Origin of the sequence: Sulfitobacter sp. 1A15299, assembly GCF_043556915.1 — a bacterium.
Classification (GTDB): domain Bacteria; phylum Pseudomonadota; class Alphaproteobacteria; order Rhodobacterales; family Rhodobacteraceae; genus Sulfitobacter.
Window position 1 is genome coordinate 512,517 of sequence record NZ_JBIFFJ010000001.1, and the last position, 16,407, is coordinate 528,923.

Genomic DNA, 16,407 nt, shown 5'->3' on the forward strand with positions numbered 1-16,407 from the left:
CCGCGACGGGCAGGCCCGGTTTCGGGCCTGCCGCTTATCCAAGGCATTCCCCATGCGATTCCTCATTCCGATGCTCACGGTGGCCGCCGCGAGCATGGCCGTCGCCGCCCCGCAAGCCTTGGAGGAACCGCATCTGAAGGTGATCCCCCGCACCGCGGAAGAGGCCGCCCGGATCGCCAAGGTCACCGCGCCGGCGACCGATTTCGACAGGCCCGAACCTTTTGAGACGAACCCGGCGGGGGCCGCCACAGTCACCCCGCGCGGCAATGCCGATGCTTTTTCGCTGCCTTCGGGCAATATCCCCTTTGAGCGGGAGTTGGACTTCAAGGTCGGCAACGGGCTGTTCAAAAAACTGTGGGTCTCTTCGCCCTCGTCGACGCTGGCCTCTGACGGGCTGGGGCCGCTCTTCAACGCGCGTTCCTGCCAGCGCTGCCACCTGAAAGACGGGCGCGGCCATCCGCCCGAGGGGGCAGAAGATGACGCGGTGTCGATGTTCCTGCGCATTTCGGTCCCCACGCCCCCCGAAGAGGCAATGAGCGAGATCGAGGCCTTCCTGCTTTCGGTGGGCGATGAGACCCCGCGCACGCGGCCCGATCCGGTCTATGGCGGGCAATTGCAGGATTTCGGGGTGGCGGGACATCCGGCGGAGTACCGTCTCGGCGTGCGTTATGAAGAGGTGGAAGTCGCCCTGTCGGAGGGGGAGACAGCAAACCTGCGCCGCCCGACCTACAGCGCCAAAGACCTCGGCTATGGCCCCTTGGCCGAGGGTGCGATGCTCAGCCCCCGCGTCGCCCCGCCGATGATCGGCTTGGGCCTGTTGGAGGCGATCCCCGCGGCGGATATCTTGGCGCTGGCCGACCCGGATGACGCCGATGGCGACGGCATTTCGGGCCGGGCGCAGATCGTCTGGTCCTTTGAGCACGCGCGCCCGATGCTGGGCCGTTTCGGCTGGAAAGCCGGGGCGCCGACGATCCGCGAACAATCCGCCAGCGCCTTTGCAGGCGACATTGGCATTTCCTCCCCCATCTTCGACGCGGCATGGGGCGATTGCACGGCGGAGCAGACCGCCTGCCGCGCGGCACCCCATGGGGATGGTGACGACCGTGGCACCGAGATCGACGCCGAGGGGCTGGATCTGGTGACCTTCTACAGCCGCAACCTTGCCGTGCCCGCGCGCCGCGATGTCGGCGCGCCTGAGGTGCTGCGCGGCAAGGCGGTGTTCCATGAGGTCGGCTGCACCGCTTGCCACCAGCCGAAATTCGTGACCGAACGGTTGGAGGGCCAGCCCGAGCAGAGCTTCCAGCTGATCTGGCCGATGACCGACCTTTTGCTGCATGACATGGGCGAAGGGCTGGCCGACAACCGCCCCGAGGGCCGCGCGAATGGGCGCGAATGGCGCACCGCGCCGCTCTGGGGCATCGGCTTGACCGAGCAGGTCAACGGGCATACCCAATTCCTGCACGATGGGCGGGCGCGGTCGCTGCTCGAAGCGGTGCTCTGGCACGGCGGCGAAGCCCAGCCCGCCCGTGATGCCGTCGTCGACATGCCCAAAGCCGACCGTGACGCCCTGATCCGCTATTTGGAGAGCCTCTGATGCGCAGCCTGCTAACCGCCACCTTCCTTCTGACCGCCGCCCCCGCCCTTGCCGGGGTGGAGGAGGTGATCCAAGACCACGCGCTGCCCGGCACCGCCCGTTTCGCCTCGGCCACGGCGGCGCTTGATACGGCGGCGCAGGCGGATTGCACCGATGCCGCCCTGCGCCCGGCCTATCAGCAGGCTTTCGACGCATGGCTCGGCATCGCGCATCTGACCCTTGGCCCGCTAGAGGAAGACGGGCGCGGGCTGGCCATCGCCTTTTGGCCCGATACGCGCGGCATGGTGGGGCGCAGCGTGGCGCGGATGGTGGCCGAAGAAGACCCGATCGCGACAAGCGGTGATTACGCCGAAGTTTCCATCGCCGCGCGGGGGCTCTTTGCGCTGGAACGGCTGCTATATGACGATGACTTCGCGGGCTACGGGGCAGACAGCTATAGCTGCGCACTGGCCCGCGCCATGGCAGCAGATCTGGCGGAACTGGGGCGCGCGGTCGACACCGCTTGGCGTGAGGATTTCGCTGCCACGCTCCGCAGCGCGGGGGAGGCGGGCAATGACCGTTTCCTCAGCCCGCGCGAAGCGTCTCAGGCGCTTTACACCGCCCTCGCCACCGGGTTGGCGTTCGTGGCCGACCAACGTCTGGGTCGCCCGATGGGCCGGTTCGACGCCCCCAAACCACAGGTGGCCGAGGCGCGCCGTTCGGGCCGCAGCCTGCGCAATGTGGTCCTGTCGCTCGAAGCATTGCAGGGTCTGGCCGGCACGCTGTCGGATGCGCCCACCCCCAAGACCGACGCCGCATTCGATCGCGCATTGAGCGCCGCGCGTGCATTGGAAGACCCCGTTTTCGCCGGGGTGGCCGATCCGATCAGCCGTATCCGGGTCGAAGCGCTGCAAAACGATGTGCGCGCCATTTCCGAGGCGGTGGGGGCAGAGATCGCCCCGGCGCTTGGCGTCTCGGTCGGGTTCAATTCGGCGGATGGCGATTGATGCCCTCGCGCCGCCATTTCCTTGCCGGTCTCGCCGCCGCGTCGAGCCTGTCCGCGATGGGCTGGGCCGCCGCGGGAAGCCCCGTCTACCTTGCCGCCGCGCGTGACCCTTCGGGGGCCTATGCGCTTTTCGGATTGGACGGGACCGGCCACGACATTTTCCGCATCCCGCTGCCCGACCGGGGCCATGCCGCTGCCGCCCATCCCACCGCGCCCGAGGCGGTCGCTTTTGCCCGCCGTCCGGGACGTTTCGCGCTGGTGATCGACTGCGAGAAGGGCCGTGTGGCCCACAGGCTCGATGCGCCGGAGGGGCGGCATTTCTACGGGCATGGGGCATTTTTGCAGGGCGGGGCCATCCTCGCCACCAGCGAAAATGACATCGACAGCGGCGAAGGGCGCATTGGCCTGTGGTCCCGCGCCAAGGGCTATGCCCGGGTCGGAGAGATCGCCTCGGGCGGCGTCGGGCCCCATGAAATCCGCCGCTGGTCCGAGGATGTGCTGGTGGTGGCCAATGGCGGCATCCGCACCCATCCCGACAGCGGGCGGGAGAAGTTGAACATCGACGTCATGCGGCCCAATCTGTCTTATGTCAGCCTTTCGGGTGAGGTGTTGGAGCAGGTTTCGCTGCCCGCTGATCTGCACAAGAATTCGATCCGGCATCTGGCCTTGGCGCCAGATGGGCAGGTTGCTTTTGCGATGCAATGGCAGGGGGAGCCGGGCGACGGCGTGCCGCTGCTGGGGGTGCACCGGCGCGGGGAAGACCCGATCTTGGCCGAGGCCGATCTGGCCGAGCAAATCGCGATGCAGGGCTACGCGGGCAGCGTGGCATTCGCGGCGGATGGCGGGGCGGTCGGGATCACGTCACCGCGCGGCGGGCGGCTGCATGTCTTTGACAACAAGGGTGCATTCCTCGCCAGCCATCGCCGCGCCGATGTCTGCGGGCTGGCACCGGGCCGGGGCGGCTTTGTGGCTACGGATGGGCTGGGCGGTATCCTGTCGCTGCAAGAGGCGACGCTGTCGCGGCTGACCACGGCCAAACGGGCGTGGGACAACCATTTGGTTGCCATCGACGCATAGGCGGGCGGGGGCGCTGCCCCCGCCACATTTAGTCAGTCTTGTAGGTCGGGTGGAACAAACCACCGGGCGAGAGGGTGAAGATCTCCACCCCGTCTTCGGTCACGCCGACCGAATGTTCAAACTGTGCCGAGAGGGATTTGTCGCGGGTGACGGCGGTCCAATCGTCGGCGAGGGTCTTGGTCTCGGCCCGGCCAAGGTTCACCATCGGCTCGATGGTGAAGAACATGCCCGGCTCAAGCACAGCACCGGTGCCGGGGCGGCCGTAGTGCAGCACGTTGGGTGGCGCGTGAAAGACCTGCCCCAGACCGTGCCCGCAAAAGTCGGTCACGACCGACATGCGGTGGCCTTCGACAAATGTCTGGATCGCATGGCCAATGTCGCCAAAGGTGTTGCCCGGCTTCACAGCTTCGATCCCGCGCATCAGGCTGTCGTGGGTCACGTTGATCAGCCGCTCGGCCTTGCGCGAGAGCTTGCCCGCCACATACATGCGGCTTGTGTCGCCGAACCAGCCATCGACGATGACGGTCACGTCGATGTTCAGGATGTCACCGTCTTTCAGCTTCTTGTCGCTGGGAATCCCGTGGCAGACCACATGGTTCACCGAGATGCAGCTGGCGTGTTTGTAGCCCTTGTAGCCGATGGTGGCGGATTTCGCCCCGGCGGCGTTGACCTTCTCTTCGATCAGGCGGTCCAATTCACCGGTGGTTTGGCCGGGGAAGACATGCTCTGCGATCTCGTCGAGGATGGTGGCGGCAAGACGGCCCGCTGCCTGCATCCCGGCGTGATCGGAAGGCTCGTAAATGCGAATGCCGTCGCGCGTCTGGCGGCCTCGGTGTGCGTTGTTCACCGCTCTCTCCATGCTTGTGTTCGCTCCTACTTAACGTGGCTTTCGGGCGAGGGCCAGAGCGGCTCAGCCCGCGAAGGGGATCGGTTGCGCCAGTGTGACGGCTTGGGGCGTGATATGGGTGGCGATGGCGTAGATTTCCAGCCCCGCCGCCCGCGCGGCATGGGAGGCGGCGGCATAGGTCGGGTCGATATCTGCGGCGAGGCGCATCTGCGTGGAATCGGTGCGCTGCACCAGATAGAGCAGCACGGCGCGGTGCCCGGCCTCAGCCATCCGCGCCAGTTCGCCCAGATGTTTCGCCCCGCGGGCGGTCACGCTGTCGGGAAACTCCACCAGCCCGGTTTCGCGGGACAGGGTGACGGATTTCACCTCGACATAGGCATCGGGCAGCCCATCGCCGCTGAGCAGGAAGTCGATGCGGGAGTTTTCGCCGTATTTCACCTCGGGCCGCACCTCGGTATAGGCGGCGAGGGGGGGCGACCTCACCTGCGATCAGCGCCGCCTTCATCGCGCGGTTGGGCAGGGCGGTGTCGACGCCGGTGAAATGGCCGTTCTCATGGTCGACCAAGCGCCAGCCGTAGTTCAGCTTTTTCTTCGGATCGTCGTTCGGCTCCAGCCAGATGCGGCTGCCGGGGTCGGCGAGGCCCATCATCGAGCCGGGGTTGGCGCAATGGGCCACGACCTCTTCGCCCGTCTCCTCCAACCTGCAATCGGCCAAAAAGCGTTTGTAGCGGCGGATCAGCCGGGCGGGGACAAGTTGGGTTTGAAAGCGCATGGGGCGCGGCCTATACCGAAGGGACGCCATCCTCAAGGAGCCGCCCCATGTCAAACCCCACCGCCGCGATGATCGTGATCGGCGACGAAATCCTCTCGGGCCGGACCCGTGACAGCAATATGCATCACCTTGCGGGGGAGTTGACGAAGGTGGGGATCGACCTGCGCGAAGTGCGCGTGGTCTCGGACGATCACGGGGCGATCATCGCCGCCGTGCAGGCGCTGTCTTCGGCCTATAGCCATGTATTTACCTCAGGCGGGATCGGGCCGACCCATGACGACATCACCGCCGATTGCATCGCCGCCGCCTTCAACCGCGACATCGACGTGCGCGCAGATGCGCGCGAGATTTTGGCCGAACACTACGCCCGCGCAGGCACCGAGATGAACGCGGCGCGCCTGCGCATGGCGCGCATCCCCGAAGGCGCCACGCTGATCGAGAACCCGGTTTCTGCCGCGCCGGGGTTCATCGTCGAAAACGTGCATGTCATGGCCGGGGTGCCTGCGGTGTTTCAGGCCATGGTCGCCAGTGTCTTGCCGGGGCTGACAGGCGGCCAGCCCCTGATCAGTGAGACGCTGCGCATCGACCGGGGCGAGGGCGATATCGCCGGGCCGCTGGGGGCGCTGGCCGAGGAATATCCGCATTTGTCGATGGGCAGCTATCCGTTTCAAAAGGACGGCGTCTTTGGCGCGCATGTGGTGATCCGGGGCAGCGATCCGGGGATGGTCGAAGCCGCGATGACCAAGCTCAAGGCCGCCTTCGCATGAACGAGGCGCAGGCGTTTTTCGACGCGGGCGACGCGACATGGCCCGCTGCGCGGCGCGTCGAGCACGGCCCCTGGACCCTGCGCGAAGGGCAGGGCGGCGGCAAACGCGTCTCGGCGGCGACGGCGCGCGGGGCGATAACCGCCGCCGACATTCCAACCGCCGAAGCGGCGATGCGCGAGATGGACCAGCGCCCGCTGTTCATGGTGCGCGCGGGGGAAGATGACCTCGACGCGCTCCTGGCCGCGCGGGGGTACGACGTGGTCGATCCGGTCACGGTGCTGAGCCTGCCGATCACCCGCCTCACCGATATTCCGATGCCCCCGGTCACCGCCTTTTGCATTTGGGAGCCGCTGGCGATCATGGCCGAGGTCTGGGCCGCCGGAGAGGTCGGCCCTGCCCGCCTTGCCGTGATGGACCGTGCCGCAACCAAGACCGGCATCCTTGCCCGCTGGAACGAGAAACCGGCGGGCGTGGCCTTTGCCGGGGTGCACAATGATATCTGCATGGTTCACGCGGTCGAGGTGCTGCCCCATCAACAGCGCCAAGGCGTGGCGACTTGGCTGATGCGGGCCGCTGCCCATTGGGGGCAGGCGCAGGGGGCCAGGCGGCTATCGGTGCTCTGCGTCGATACCAATACCCGTGCGCAGGCGCTCTATGCCAAGCTGGGCTTTGCACCGGTCGGGCACTATCATTACCGTCAAAGCACCGAGTGAAGGATAAGACCATGGCCAACGACATGCCCACCGCCCTTGATCTGCCGATGGTCGATCCGCTGCCCGAGGCGACGCAGAAGTATTTCGACGTCTGTCAGGAAAAGCTCGGGATGGTGCCCAATGTGCTGCGCGCCTATGCCTTTGACATCGACAAGCTGAACGCCTTCACCGGCATGTATAACGATCTGATGCTGGGCGACAGCGCGCTCAGCAAGCTTGAGCGTGAGATGATCGCCGTGGCGGTGTCTTCGGTCAACAAATGCTACTACTGCCTCGTCGCTCATGGCGCGGCGGTGCGTGAACTGTCGGGCGATCCGCAGTTGGGCGAGGCGCTGGTGATGAACTACCGGGTTGCCAAGATCAGCCCCAAACAACGCGCCATGTTGGATTTCGCCGTCAAACTGACCGAGGCCAGCGCCAAGGTCGAGGAGGCCGACCGTCAGGCGCTGCGCGATGCAGGCTTCACCGACCGTGACATTTTCGACATCGCCAGCGTGGCGGGTTTCTTTAACATGACCAACCGGGTGGCCAGCGCCACCGACATGCGCCCGAACGACGATTACCACGCGCAGGCGCGATGATCTGGGCGCGCGTCGCGGCGGCTCTGGTCGGGGTGCTGCTGGCGGCCCCGGCGGCGGCGCTTGAACTGGCGCTGCCCAGCACCGCGCGTCTGACGGCGGAACGCAACACCGCGCCGGACCGCTACGCCGCGCCCGTGGGCGTTTATGCCGAGGGGCAGGTGGCGCGGGTCCATGTCGATGGCGACGTGCGCCGCGCCGCTTGGCGGATGGACACGCCGGGGCTGACCGCCTTGCAGGTGATGCGCCCGCTGCGGCGGCAGCTTGAAGAGGCGGGCTTTGACATCGTGCTCGACTGCGCCGCGCGGGACTGCGGTGGGTTCGATTTCCGCTTTACGATAGAGGTGCTGCCGGGGCCGAACATGTATGTGAACCTGCGCGCCTTCCACTTCATCACCGCCCTGCGGCGAGATGAGGATGGCACACCGACCGAGGCGATCAGCATCCTTGCCAGCACGGCGGCGACCTCGGCCTATGTGCAGATCATCCAAGCCCGCAGCGGCGATGCGCCGGAGGGCGACAGCCCCCCCGTCACGCCCGCCCCGACCGGCGCGGTGCCCCTTGCCACCGCCACGGAGGATTTCGCAGCGGTGCTCAAGGCCGAGGGGCATCTGGTGCTCAACCGGTTGGAGTTCGAGACCGGCACCTCCGCGCTTGGCCCCGGCCCCTTTGCGACCCTCGCGCGGCTGGCCGAATTGCTCAAGGCCGAGCCGGGCCTGCGCGTGGCGCTGGTCGGTCATACCGATGCGGTGGGCAGTTTGGAGGCCAATACCGCCCTGTCGCGCAGGCGGGCAGAGGCGGTGCGGGATCGGCTGGTTGAGCGCTATGACGTGGCCCCCAACCGGCTGGAGGCGCAGGGCGCGGGCTATCTCGCGCCGCGTGACAGCAACCTGACCGAAGCGGGGCGCGAACAGAATCGGCGGGTCGAGGTGGTCGTCCTCTCGGTGCAATAGCCTAGGTGGTGACTGTCATCTGAGTGGCCAGCAGCAGGTTCGTCTCGCTTGAGCTTACCCCCTGAATCCGGCGGATTTGGCCCAACACACTGTCGAGTTCTTCGACGGTCTCTGTCCCAGTCTCGACGATCAAATCCCATTTGCCATTGGTCGCATGGATCGCCTGCACCGCGGGCATGCCCGCAAGAATGCGTTTGATCCGGTCGGTGCCCGCCCCTTCGATGGCCAAGAGCGTATGGCCCCGGATCGGGCTATGACGCATGTCTTCCTTCAGGATCAGCGTGAAGCCCAAAATCGCGCCCGAGCTGACCAGACGTTCCACCCGCGCCCGCACCGTGACCCGCGACAGGCCGGTGGTGGCGGCCAGCGCGGAATAGGACATCCGCGCGTCGCGGCGCAGTTCCGCGATGATCTTGTTGTCGATCTCGTCCATCAGCTTCCCGTCTTTTGCACGGGGCCATGTTTACGGCAGCGCGGGCGGGCTGGCCAGTCTTTGGAGATGTGCGATTGACGACGCCGGGGAAACCCATAATCTGCCGCGGAAAGGAACACTTCCATGCAAAGCCGCGCGCCCCTGTTCACCCCGGTCCTGATGGTCGGATGTATCATCATCATGGTCAGCTTCGCCGTGCGCGCCTCCTTCGGCGTGTTCCAGATCCCGATTGCCGAGGAATTCGCATGGGCGCGCAGCGAGTTCTCCCTCGCCATCGCGATTCAAAACCTCGCTTGGGGCATTGGGCAGCCGATTTTTGGCGCGCTGGCCGAGAAGATTGGCGACCGCAAGGCGATTATCATCGGGGCGGTGGTCTATGCGGTCGGACTGCTCTTATCGGCCAATTCCGCGACGCCGATCGAACACCAGACCTACGCTTGGCTCGTGGGCTTCGGCATCGCGGGGACAGGTTTCGGCGTGATCCTTGCCGTGGTCGGGCGCGCGGCCTCGGACGAGAACCGCTCGATGGCGCTGGCGATTGCCACGGCGGCGGGCAGTGCGGGCCAAGTCTTCGGCGCGCCGGTGGCGGAATGGATGCTGGGGTTCATGTCATGGCAGATGACCTTCGTGAGTTTCGCGGGCGTGATCCTGTTGATGCTGCTCACGCTGCCGATGATGCGCGCGCCGGCGATGGCGAGCCGGGCTGAGCTTGAGGAGTCGATGGGCCAGATCCTCGGCAAGGCGTTCCGCGACCCCTCCTATACGCTGATCTTCCTCGGGTTCTTCTCATGCGGCTACCAGTTGGCCTTCATCACCGCGCATTTCCCCGCCTTCGTGACCGAGATGTGCGGCCCGATCCTCGCGGGCGGCGTGCTGCACAACATCGGCATCACCACCACCTCGGCGCTCGGGGCGGTGGCGATCTCGCTCATTGGTCTGGCCAATATCGCGGGCACGCTGCTGGCGGGCTGGGCGGGCAAACGCTATTCCAAGAAATACCTGCTGGCGGGGATCTATGTCGGGCGCACGGTGATCGCCGCCGCCTTCATCATGTTCCCGATCACGCCGATGACGGTGATCCTGTTCTCGGTGGGCATGGGCGCGCTCTGGCTGGCCACCGTGCCACTGACCTCCGGCCTCGTCGCGCATATCTACGGGCTGCGCTACATGGGCACGCTCTACGGCATCGTGTTCTTCAGCCACCAGTTGGGCAGTTTCCTCGGCGTTTGGCTGGGCGGGCGAATGTATGACATCTACGGCAGCTACACCGGGGTCTGGTGGGTCGGCGTGGCCGTGGGGGCGTTCAGCGCTGTGGTACACCTGCCAATCCGCGAGAAACGGCTTGAGGGGCTGGTGACCGCTTAACGCGCGCACCAGCGTTGGAGGATGTGGTTGGCGGTCATCAGGTCCAGATGCGCGCCGCCGCCGTTCTTGAAAAGGGTGATTTCGTCATCGCTTTGCCGGGTGAAGGCGGCGAGGTCGTAGTAATCCGCCAGGAGGTGATCGCGTGAGATCGCGCCGCTTTCCAGCGGGAACTTAATTTCGCCGATATGGCCGACGGTGGTGTCGAAACTGTCGACGAAAACGCGGGCACGCTGGAGCGCCTTGTCGTCGACCTCGCGCATGTCGGGGCGGTAGGCGCCAATGAGATCGACGTGCTGGCCGGGTTGCAACCAATCGCCCTTGATCATCGGGTCGGTCGACATGGTGGCGGAGGTGACGATATCGGCGGCGCGCACCGCCTGCTCCAGATCGGTCGCCACGTTGATCTTGCATTCTGCGGCCATCGCCTCGGCGTTCTTCGCGGTGCGGTTCCAAACCGTGAAGCGCGCCTGCGGGAAGGCGGCGGAATAGGCGGCGTGCAGCGCCCGGCCTTGGGTGCCCGCGCCGACGATCAGGATGTTCTCACTGTCCGGACGGGCGAGGCGGCGCGCGGCCAAGAGGCTGTCGCCCGCGGTTTTCCACTTGGTGACGAGGTGGAAGTCTACGATGGCGGAGAGCGTGCCTGTCACATCATCGAAAAGCGAGACGCCGCCGTTGACCATCGGCACTTCGCGGTCGGGGTTGCCGGGGAAAATCGTGGCGGATTTCACCGCGATGCCCAGCCCGTCGATCCATGCCGACCGGCTCAAGAGCGTGTCCTTGCCGCGGTAGAGGAAAGTGTCCCCGATCTCGGCCTTCGGGAGGTTATGCCCCGCGGCCAGCGCGTCGGTGAGCGCGATCCAGTCCAGAAGCGCCTCGCCCGCATCGAAGGAGATGTTCGGGATATCGGTCATGCGGCCTCCTCCCGGGTCAGCAGCCCTGCGGCGACGAGACGGTCGGCCCAGCCCTGCGGCCCGGTGAAATGATGGGTTTGCCAGCCCCGCGCGGCGGCGGCGGCGATATTGTCGGCGCGGTCATCGGTGAAGAGTAGCGCCTCCGGCGGCAGGCCGCTGCCCTGCTCCACGGCCTCGTAGATCGAGGGCGCGGGTTTGATCATGCCGAGGTGGCCGGAAATGAAATCACGGTCGAATTCGCGCAGGAAAGGGTAGTGGGTCGCGGCCAGATCATAGCTTTGAATGCCGAAGTTGGTGAGCGAGAAGACCGGCACGCCGCGCGCCTGAAGCGCCGTCATCAGCCGCAGCGAATGGTCGATCACCGGGGCCGCCATCTCGATCCAGCGGTCGTGCCAGAGGCGGATTTCATCGCCCCATTCGGGTGTCGCCTCGGCCATGGCATAGATCGTGTCGCGGAAGTTTTCGCCGCTGTCGACGCGGTCGTTCATGCCGTGCAGCTCCACGGCGTCGAACATGGCGCGGCGTCGATCTTGGCCGATGACGCTGTCGTAAAACCGCTCCGGTTGCCATTCGATCAATACGTTGCCGATGTCGAAAACGACCGCCTGTGGTGTCATATCACTTGCCCTACCAATTGCTTAACACGGGCCTACCCCCGCGCCGCCGCGCGCAGTTCCCGCTCCAATGCTTCGAGGAAACGGGAGCGGTCGGCCTTTGTAAACCCCTTGCCGCCGCCTTGGCGGAAGGGGTCGGCGGCGCGCAGGTCGGCCATCAGGTCGCGGGTCGCCAGCACGTTGCCGATGTTGCGCGCGGTCAGCGCCTCGCCGTTGTGTTTCAGCACCCTCGCCCCCGCCTCGACGCATTTCGAGGCCAACGGGATGTCCCCGGTCACCACCACGTCGCCCGGCCCGCAGCGCTCGGCGATCCACATGTCGGCCACGTCCGGCCCGTCGGGCACGATCACGACCTCGACCAGCGGGTTCTGCGACAGGCGCAGCCCGCCGTTGGAGACGAGGAACATTTTGATCCTGTGGCGGGTCGCCACCCGCTCGGCCTCGGCCTTCACGGGGCAGGCGTCGGCGTCGATGTAGAGCGCGGTCACGGCTCAGCCCGCGTAGAGCGCGTCGGCATGGAAGGCGACATGGTCCTCCATGAAGCTCGCCACGAAGAAATAGCTGTGGTCATAGCCCGGCTGCATGCGGAAGCTGCCCTGCTGGCGTTTCGCCGCCATGGCCTCGGCCAGTTTTTCGGGCATCAGGAGGTCGAGGAACTGGTCGCTGCCGCCCTGGTCGATCAGCACCGGCCCGTCGAAGCCTTTCTCGCGCATCAGGAGCGTGCTGTCGTGTTTTTGCCATGTGCTCTCGTCGGGCCCGAGGTAGGCGCTGAGTTGCTTTTTGCCCCAATCGCTCGCCGTCGGATGGGTGATCGGCGCGAAGGCCGAGACCGAAAGGAAATGCCCCGGCAGGTTCATCGCCAACGTCAGCGCGCCGTGCCCGCCCATGGAATGGCCGGTGATGCCTTGACGCTCCATATCGAGGGCGAAATTCTCGGCCAGCAGGGCGGGCAGCTCCTCGGCCAGATAATCCCACATCTGGTAGTGCGCCGCCCAAGGGTCTTGGGTCGCGTTCACATAGAACCCCGCCCCTTTGCCAAGGTCGTAAGCATCGTCATCGGCCACATCTTCACCTCGCGGGGAGGTGTCGGGGAAGACCAATGCGATCCCGTGTTCGGCAGCCCAAGCCTGCGCGCCCGCCTTGGTCATGGCGTTCTCATGGGTGCAGGTCAGGCCCGAAAGGTACCACAGCACTGGAACGGGGCCGTCCTGCGCCTCGGCGGGGAGAAACAGGCCGAATGTCATGTCGCAGCCGCAGGTGTCGGAGGCGTGGGAGTAGACCCCCTGCGTGCCACCGAAACAGGCGTTTTCCGAGATGGTTTTCATGGCAGCGTTCCTTTCGAACTTGAGTGTGTCACAGGGCCGAGACCCAGCCTACGACAAGGCTGACGGTCACGATACTGACCGTGGTTGAAACGAGAATGGCGGCAGAGACCCGCTGAGGGGCGACGCCGTAGTGTTGGGCGAGCATATAGACATTGCCCGCGACCGGAAGAGAGGCGGTGGCGATGATAACCCCGGCTTTGTATGGGTCGACGCCGAAGAGAAGTAGTGCACCAAAGGCCACGAAGAGCGGGTGCAGCACCAGTTTGCAGAAAGTCAGCCAGCCCGCGATCTCGATCCGTTCGGCGGATTTTGAGGCCAGCGAGGCGCCGATGGCGAACAGCGCGCCGGGGGTGGCAGCGCCGCCGAGGATGGCCAGAAATTCGTTCAACGGCACCGGGATCGGGATGCCGAAGCCGGACCAGAGGAACCCCAGCGTGATGGCGACGATCATCGGGTTTTTCAGCAAGCCGATCCCAACGATCTTAAGCGTCGCCAGCCGCAATTGCCCCTCGCGGGAGCCGGTAATCAGGATCACGATGAGGCTGGAAAAGATGATCATGTCGACGGTCAGCGCCAGCAGCACGGGGCCGATCGCCTCTGGCCCCAAGAGCAGCGTCAGCATCGGCACGCCCAGAAAGCCGGTGTTGCCGATCACGGCGCATTGCGCCTCGATCCCGTTGGTGGCCACATCGAGCCCGCGCAAAAAACCCACGAGGCTGGCGATGGCATAGACGAAGGCCGTCCCCCAGAGGTAGGCGGCGACAAGGCGGCTGTCCCAAACCTCGGCCAAGGACAGATTGGCGGAAAAGCGGAACAGCATTGCCGAAAGGGCGAAGTAGAAGACGAATTTGGTGAGATAGGCCGTCGCTTCGGCAGAGAAAAACCGTGTGCGCCCGGCCCAGTAGCCAAGGCCGATCAGCGCAAAGAACGGCAGGGTTTGCAGGAAGATCGCGACCATGGGTCAAGCATTAGCCAGCCCGCCCTTGGGGTGCAATGGCCAAGGGCGTGGGCCTTGGCCGAACCGATCGGCACCCCGCGTTCGCTTAGGCGGTTGCGGCCGCCTCGGCGGCGCTGCGCTCGCGCCGTTAAAGGAGTCTCATCGGCAGGTTCCGGCAAACGCAAAGCCCCCGGCCCTTGGCGGAGCGGTACAGAATGCTACCTGTTGCGGGATGGACGCCACGCGAAGAACGAGGTTTGGAATATGAGAGTAGTTTTCTTGGCACCCCTAGTGTTGGCCGGATGCGCTGAAGTGTCGACAGCGCCGGTGCAGAACCCGATCCCGGCCCCTGCGCCTGTGGCGACCACGCCCGCACCACCACCCCCCGCAGCCGAGCCATCGGCCCCGGCGCAGTCGGAAACGCGCAGCAGCCCGCCGGCCAAGCCCAAACCGCTGCCGGAATCGGTTGTGAATGCGGTGAACAACAGCTCCAGCCCCTCTGAGGACGAGGGGCAAGAAGAACTCGCCGCCGCCGAGCCGCCGACCAACACCTGCAAAGAGGGCAGTTGGTGGGGGCTGATCGGTCGCCCGAAATCGGCGGCGAGCATCGTATCCGAGCCCAAGCGCATCTATACCGAGGGTGATCCGGTGACGATGGACGCCAACCCCGACCGCACCAACATTGTCTTGGACGCGGAAGGCAAAATTGCCAAGGTCACCTGCGGCTAGGGGCGTTCCCTAGCCCTTGGGGCGGTTGTCGAGAATGCGTACGGCTTTGCCCTCTGACCGGGCGACGCCGCCCACGTCCATGACTTCGACCGTGACCGAAATGCCGACGGTCTGTTTGATCTGTGCCGAGAGCGCTTTGATCGCGGCGGCCCGGGCATCGGTGGTCACGCTGGCGTCAGCGCATTCGCACAGCACGCGCATCTGATCCATCCGGTCGGGACGCGAGAGTTCGATCTGGAAATGCGGGGCCAAGCCCGGCGTGGCCATCAGCGCCTCTTCGATCTGGGTGGGGAAGACATTGACACCGCGCAGGATGATCATGTCGTCGCTGCGCCCGGTCACCTTCTCCATCCGCCGCATGGACCGCGCGGTGCCTGCCAAGAGGCGGGTGAGGTCGCGGGTGCGGTAGCGGATGATCGGGAAGGCTTGTTTCGTGAGCGAGGTGAAGACCAACTCCCCCATTTCGCCATCCTCGACCGGGGCGCCAGTCTCGGGGTTGATGATCTCGGGGTAGAAGTGATCTTCCCAGATGTGCAGCCCGTCCTTGCTCTCTACGCATTCCATCGAGACACCCGGCCCCATGACTTCGCTGAGGCCGTAGATATCGACCGCATGCATGTCGAAAGCCTGCTCGATCTCCTGCCGCATGGCGTTGGTCCAAGGCTCGGCCCCGAAGATACCAACTTCGAGCGAGGATTGGCGCGGGTCGATGCCCTGTTTGGCAAACTCATCCAAGATCGACAGCGCGTAGGACGGGGTGACGGTGATGCCCTTGGGGGCGAAATCTTCGATCAGGCGCACTTGGCGCGGGGTCATCCCGCCCGAGATCGGCACGGTCGACAGGCCAAGCGCATCAGCGCCGAGGTGGATGCCCAAGCCGCCGGTGAACAGCCCATAGCCATAGGCGTTGTGCAGCATGTCGCCCGGGCGCATCCCCGCCGCGCGCAGGGAGCGGGCGACGACGTGCCCCCAGTTCGCCAGATCGTCCTTGGTATAGCCCACCACGGTCGGCTGCCCGGTGGTGCCGGAGGACGCGTGAATGCGCGCCACCTGATCGCGCGGCACGGCGAACATGCCAAAGGGGTAATTGTCACGCAGGTCGGTCTTTACCGTGAAGGGAAAGCGCGAAAGATCGGAAAGCTGTTTCAGATCATCGGGATGCACACCCGCATCGTCAAAGCTTTGCTTGTAGAAGGGCACATTGTCATAGGCATGGCGCAGGGACCATTTCAGACGGTCCAATTGCAGGGCGCTGATCTCGTCCCGGCTGGCGATCTCAATCGGGTCGAGCGTATCCTTCGCGGGGGTCAGGTCTTTCATCAGGTCGGCTCCTCCTCGGTAAATAGCTGGCCCTTGATGCTGCGGGAGAGCCCGCGAAACAGGGCCACGACACGGTCATCCTCGCCCGTGACGGTCACATCATAGATGCCCGACCGACCGCTGCGCGACACTTCGCGGGCGGTGGCGGTCAGCCGCTCCTCCGGCTGGCCGGGGCTGAGATAGGTGATCTGGTTCTGCTGGGCGACAGTGGTCTGGTTGTAGCTGTTGCAAGCAAAAGCAAAGGCGCTGTCGGCCAGCGTGAAGATGAAACCGCCGTGACAAATCCCATGCCCGTTCAGCATCTCCGGGCGCACCGACATCGACAAAACCGCGCCGCCGGGGGTGACCTCGTCGATCCGCATGCCCAATCCGGCCGAGGCGGAATCTCGGGCGAACATCACCTCGGCACATTTGCGGGCGCGGGCGTCTGGGGTCATACCATCATGCCTTTGTGTTTCATTTTTCAGATTGGTTGCACAATTCTGTA

Annotated in this window: 18 protein-coding genes and 1 pseudogene; 9 read left to right on the forward strand and 10 right to left on the reverse strand. The window is 65.5% G+C overall.

Features of this window, described 5'->3' with window-relative positions; translation table 11 throughout:
- The first annotated feature begins 52 nt into the window (after nucleotides 1–52).
- From ACGYK7_RS02485 to ACGYK7_RS02495, 3 genes are read left to right on the forward strand one after another with little or no spacing between them, the layout of a single operon-like run.
- Nucleotides 53–1,594 carry a di-heme oxidoredictase family protein gene (locus tag ACGYK7_RS02485; RefSeq protein ID WP_394398672.1) on the forward strand — a complete coding sequence of 514 codons (1,542 nt, stop codon included), beginning with the start codon at nucleotides 53–55 and terminating at the stop codon, nucleotides 1,592–1,594.
- Nucleotides 1,594–2,580 carry an imelysin family protein gene (locus ACGYK7_RS02490; protein ID WP_394398674.1) on the forward strand — a complete coding sequence of 329 codons (987 nt, stop codon included), beginning with the start codon at nucleotides 1,594–1,596 and terminating at the stop codon, nucleotides 2,578–2,580. Before ACGYK7_RS02485 ends, ACGYK7_RS02490 begins: the two co-directional genes overlap by 1 nt.
- Nucleotides 2,580–3,656, forward strand: coding sequence for a DUF1513 domain-containing protein (locus ACGYK7_RS02495; protein ID WP_394398676.1), 1,077 nt, complete (start codon nucleotides 2,580–2,582; stop codon nucleotides 3,654–3,656). Before ACGYK7_RS02490 ends, ACGYK7_RS02495 begins: the two co-directional genes overlap by 1 nt.
- 28 nt (nucleotides 3,657–3,684) lie before the next feature.
- On the opposite strand, the gene map is transcribed toward ACGYK7_RS02495, so the two are convergent.
- Entirely contained in the window at nucleotides 3,685–4,515 is an 831-nt protein-coding gene (map, locus tag ACGYK7_RS02500; protein WP_271688803.1) for a type I methionyl aminopeptidase, read from the reverse strand.
- A 51-nt stretch (nucleotides 4,516–4,566) separates the two neighbouring features.
- Nucleotides 4,567–5,275 (reverse strand): annotated as a pseudogene (gene sfsA / locus ACGYK7_RS02505) (DNA/RNA nuclease SfsA).
- A gap of 47 nt (nucleotides 5,276–5,322) precedes the next feature.
- On the opposite strand from sfsA, the gene ACGYK7_RS02510 reads away from it, so the two are divergent.
- Genes ACGYK7_RS02510 through ACGYK7_RS02525 form a run of 4 tightly spaced genes read left to right on the forward strand, consistent with a single transcriptional unit; the run spans nucleotide 5,323 to nucleotide 8,286 of the window.
- Nucleotides 5,323–6,042: a competence/damage-inducible protein A gene (locus ACGYK7_RS02510; protein ID WP_394398678.1), complete on the forward strand. Its 720-nt coding sequence runs from the start codon at nucleotides 5,323–5,325 to the stop codon at nucleotides 6,040–6,042.
- Entirely contained in the window at nucleotides 6,039–6,755 is a 717-nt protein-coding gene (locus ACGYK7_RS02515) for a GNAT family N-acetyltransferase (protein WP_394398680.1), read from the forward strand. Before ACGYK7_RS02510 ends, ACGYK7_RS02515 begins: the two co-directional genes overlap by 4 nt.
- 11 nt (nucleotides 6,756–6,766) lie before the next feature.
- A complete protein-coding gene (locus tag ACGYK7_RS02520; protein ID WP_394398682.1) occupies nucleotides 6,767–7,336 on the forward strand; it encodes a peroxidase-related enzyme in 570 nt (189 codons plus the stop codon).
- On the forward strand, nucleotides 7,333–8,286 hold the full coding sequence (locus ACGYK7_RS02525; protein ID WP_394398684.1) for an OmpA family protein: 954 nt from the start codon (nucleotides 7,333–7,335) through the stop codon (nucleotides 8,284–8,286). Before ACGYK7_RS02520 ends, ACGYK7_RS02525 begins: the two co-directional genes overlap by 4 nt.
- Nucleotide 8,287: 1 nt before the next feature.
- Here ACGYK7_RS02525 and ACGYK7_RS02530 read toward each other — a convergent pair whose 3' ends face one another.
- Nucleotides 8,288–8,719 (reverse strand): Lrp/AsnC family transcriptional regulator, encoded by a 432-nt coding sequence (locus ACGYK7_RS02530; protein ID WP_067262523.1) that lies wholly within the window; start codon nucleotides 8,717–8,719, stop codon nucleotides 8,288–8,290.
- 123 nt (nucleotides 8,720–8,842) lie between these two features.
- On the opposite strand from ACGYK7_RS02530, the gene ACGYK7_RS02535 reads away from it, so the two are divergent.
- On the forward strand, nucleotides 8,843–10,084 hold the full coding sequence (locus ACGYK7_RS02535; RefSeq protein WP_394398686.1) for an MFS transporter: 1,242 nt from the start codon (nucleotides 8,843–8,845) through the stop codon (nucleotides 10,082–10,084).
- Here ACGYK7_RS02535 and ACGYK7_RS02540 read toward each other — a convergent pair.
- From ACGYK7_RS02540 to ACGYK7_RS02560, 5 genes are read right to left on the reverse strand one after another with little or no spacing between them, the layout of a single operon-like run.
- Nucleotides 10,081–10,995 (reverse strand): ornithine cyclodeaminase family protein, encoded by a 915-nt coding sequence (locus tag ACGYK7_RS02540; protein ID WP_394398688.1) that lies wholly within the window; start codon nucleotides 10,993–10,995, stop codon nucleotides 10,081–10,083. The two genes, ACGYK7_RS02535 and ACGYK7_RS02540, sit on opposite strands and share 4 nt — an antisense overlap.
- Entirely contained in the window at nucleotides 10,992–11,612 is a 621-nt protein-coding gene (locus tag ACGYK7_RS02545) for an HAD family hydrolase (RefSeq protein ID WP_394398690.1), read from the reverse strand. The genes ACGYK7_RS02540 and ACGYK7_RS02545 overlap by 4 nt, the downstream gene beginning before the upstream one ends.
- Before the next feature lie 32 nt (nucleotides 11,613–11,644).
- On the reverse strand, nucleotides 11,645–12,097 hold the full coding sequence (locus tag ACGYK7_RS02550; RefSeq protein ID WP_394398692.1) for a YaiI/YqxD family protein: 453 nt from the start codon (nucleotides 12,095–12,097) through the stop codon (nucleotides 11,645–11,647).
- Nucleotides 12,098–12,100: 3 nt separating this feature from the next.
- The gene (fghA, locus tag ACGYK7_RS02555) at nucleotides 12,101–12,934 is read right to left on the reverse strand and encodes an S-formylglutathione hydrolase (protein ID WP_394398694.1); all 834 of its coding nucleotides are present in this window, start codon (nucleotides 12,932–12,934) and stop codon (nucleotides 12,101–12,103) included.
- Nucleotides 12,935–12,962: 28 nt separating this feature from the next.
- Nucleotides 12,963–13,892, reverse strand: a complete 930-nt coding sequence (locus ACGYK7_RS02560; RefSeq protein ID WP_394398696.1) for an AEC family transporter — start codon at nucleotides 13,890–13,892, stop codon at nucleotides 12,963–12,965.
- Between the two features lie 291 nt (nucleotides 13,893–14,183).
- Between ACGYK7_RS02560 and ACGYK7_RS02565 the strand changes: the two genes are divergently transcribed.
- Nucleotides 14,184–14,600 carry an I78 family peptidase inhibitor gene (locus ACGYK7_RS02565; protein ID WP_394398697.1) on the forward strand — a complete coding sequence of 139 codons (417 nt, stop codon included), beginning with the start codon at nucleotides 14,184–14,186 and terminating at the stop codon, nucleotides 14,598–14,600.
- 9 nt (nucleotides 14,601–14,609) lie between these two features.
- On the opposite strand, the gene paaK is transcribed toward ACGYK7_RS02565, so the two are convergent.
- Nucleotides 14,610–15,920: a phenylacetate--CoA ligase PaaK gene (paaK, locus tag ACGYK7_RS02570; RefSeq protein ID WP_394398699.1), complete on the reverse strand. Its 1,311-nt coding sequence runs from the start codon at nucleotides 15,918–15,920 to the stop codon at nucleotides 14,610–14,612.
- Entirely contained in the window at nucleotides 15,920–16,357 is a 438-nt protein-coding gene (gene paaI / locus ACGYK7_RS02575; RefSeq protein WP_394398701.1) for a hydroxyphenylacetyl-CoA thioesterase PaaI, read from the reverse strand. Before paaI ends, paaK begins: the two co-directional genes overlap by 1 nt.
- Between the last annotated feature and the right edge of the window lie 50 nt (nucleotides 16,358–16,407).

Excerpts from the sequence above, each read along its gene's own strand:
- ACGYK7_RS02540 (WP_394398688.1), bottom strand. The coding sequence starts at position 10,995 with ATGACCGATATCCCGAACATCTCCTTCGATGCGGGCGAGGCGCTTCTG.
- ACGYK7_RS02485 (WP_394398672.1), top strand. The coding sequence starts at position 53 with ATGCGATTCCTCATTCCGATGCTCACGGTGGCCGCCGCGAGCATGGCC.
- ACGYK7_RS02545 (WP_394398690.1), bottom strand. The coding sequence starts at position 11,612 with ATGACACCACAGGCGGTCGTTTTCGACATCGGCAACGTATTGATCGAA.
- ACGYK7_RS02490 (WP_394398674.1), top strand. The coding sequence starts at position 1,594 with ATGCGCAGCCTGCTAACCGCCACCTTCCTTCTGACCGCCGCCCCCGCC.
- map (WP_271688803.1), bottom strand. The coding sequence starts at position 4,515 with ATGGAGAGAGCGGTGAACAACGCACACCGAGGCCGCCAGACGCGCGAC.
- ACGYK7_RS02495 (WP_394398676.1), top strand. The coding sequence starts at position 2,580 with ATGCCCTCGCGCCGCCATTTCCTTGCCGGTCTCGCCGCCGCGTCGAGC.
- ACGYK7_RS02560 (WP_394398696.1), bottom strand. The coding sequence starts at position 13,892 with ATGGTCGCGATCTTCCTGCAAACCCTGCCGTTCTTTGCGCTGATCGGC.
- ACGYK7_RS02525 (WP_394398684.1), top strand. The coding sequence starts at position 7,333 with ATGATCTGGGCGCGCGTCGCGGCGGCTCTGGTCGGGGTGCTGCTGGCG.
- paaI (WP_394398701.1), bottom strand. The coding sequence starts at position 16,357 with ATGACCCCAGACGCCCGCGCCCGCAAATGTGCCGAGGTGATGTTCGCC.
- ACGYK7_RS02510 (WP_394398678.1), top strand. The coding sequence starts at position 5,323 with ATGTCAAACCCCACCGCCGCGATGATCGTGATCGGCGACGAAATCCTC.
- ACGYK7_RS02520 (WP_394398682.1), top strand. The coding sequence starts at position 6,767 with ATGGCCAACGACATGCCCACCGCCCTTGATCTGCCGATGGTCGATCCG.
- ACGYK7_RS02535 (WP_394398686.1), top strand. The coding sequence starts at position 8,843 with ATGCAAAGCCGCGCGCCCCTGTTCACCCCGGTCCTGATGGTCGGATGT.
- ACGYK7_RS02515 (WP_394398680.1), top strand. The coding sequence starts at position 6,039 with ATGAACGAGGCGCAGGCGTTTTTCGACGCGGGCGACGCGACATGGCCC.
- ACGYK7_RS02530 (WP_067262523.1), bottom strand. The coding sequence starts at position 8,719 with ATGGACGAGATCGACAACAAGATCATCGCGGAACTGCGCCGCGACGCG.
- fghA (WP_394398694.1), bottom strand. The coding sequence starts at position 12,934 with ATGAAAACCATCTCGGAAAACGCCTGTTTCGGTGGCACGCAGGGGGTC.
- paaK (WP_394398699.1), bottom strand. The coding sequence starts at position 15,920 with ATGAAAGACCTGACCCCCGCGAAGGATACGCTCGACCCGATTGAGATC.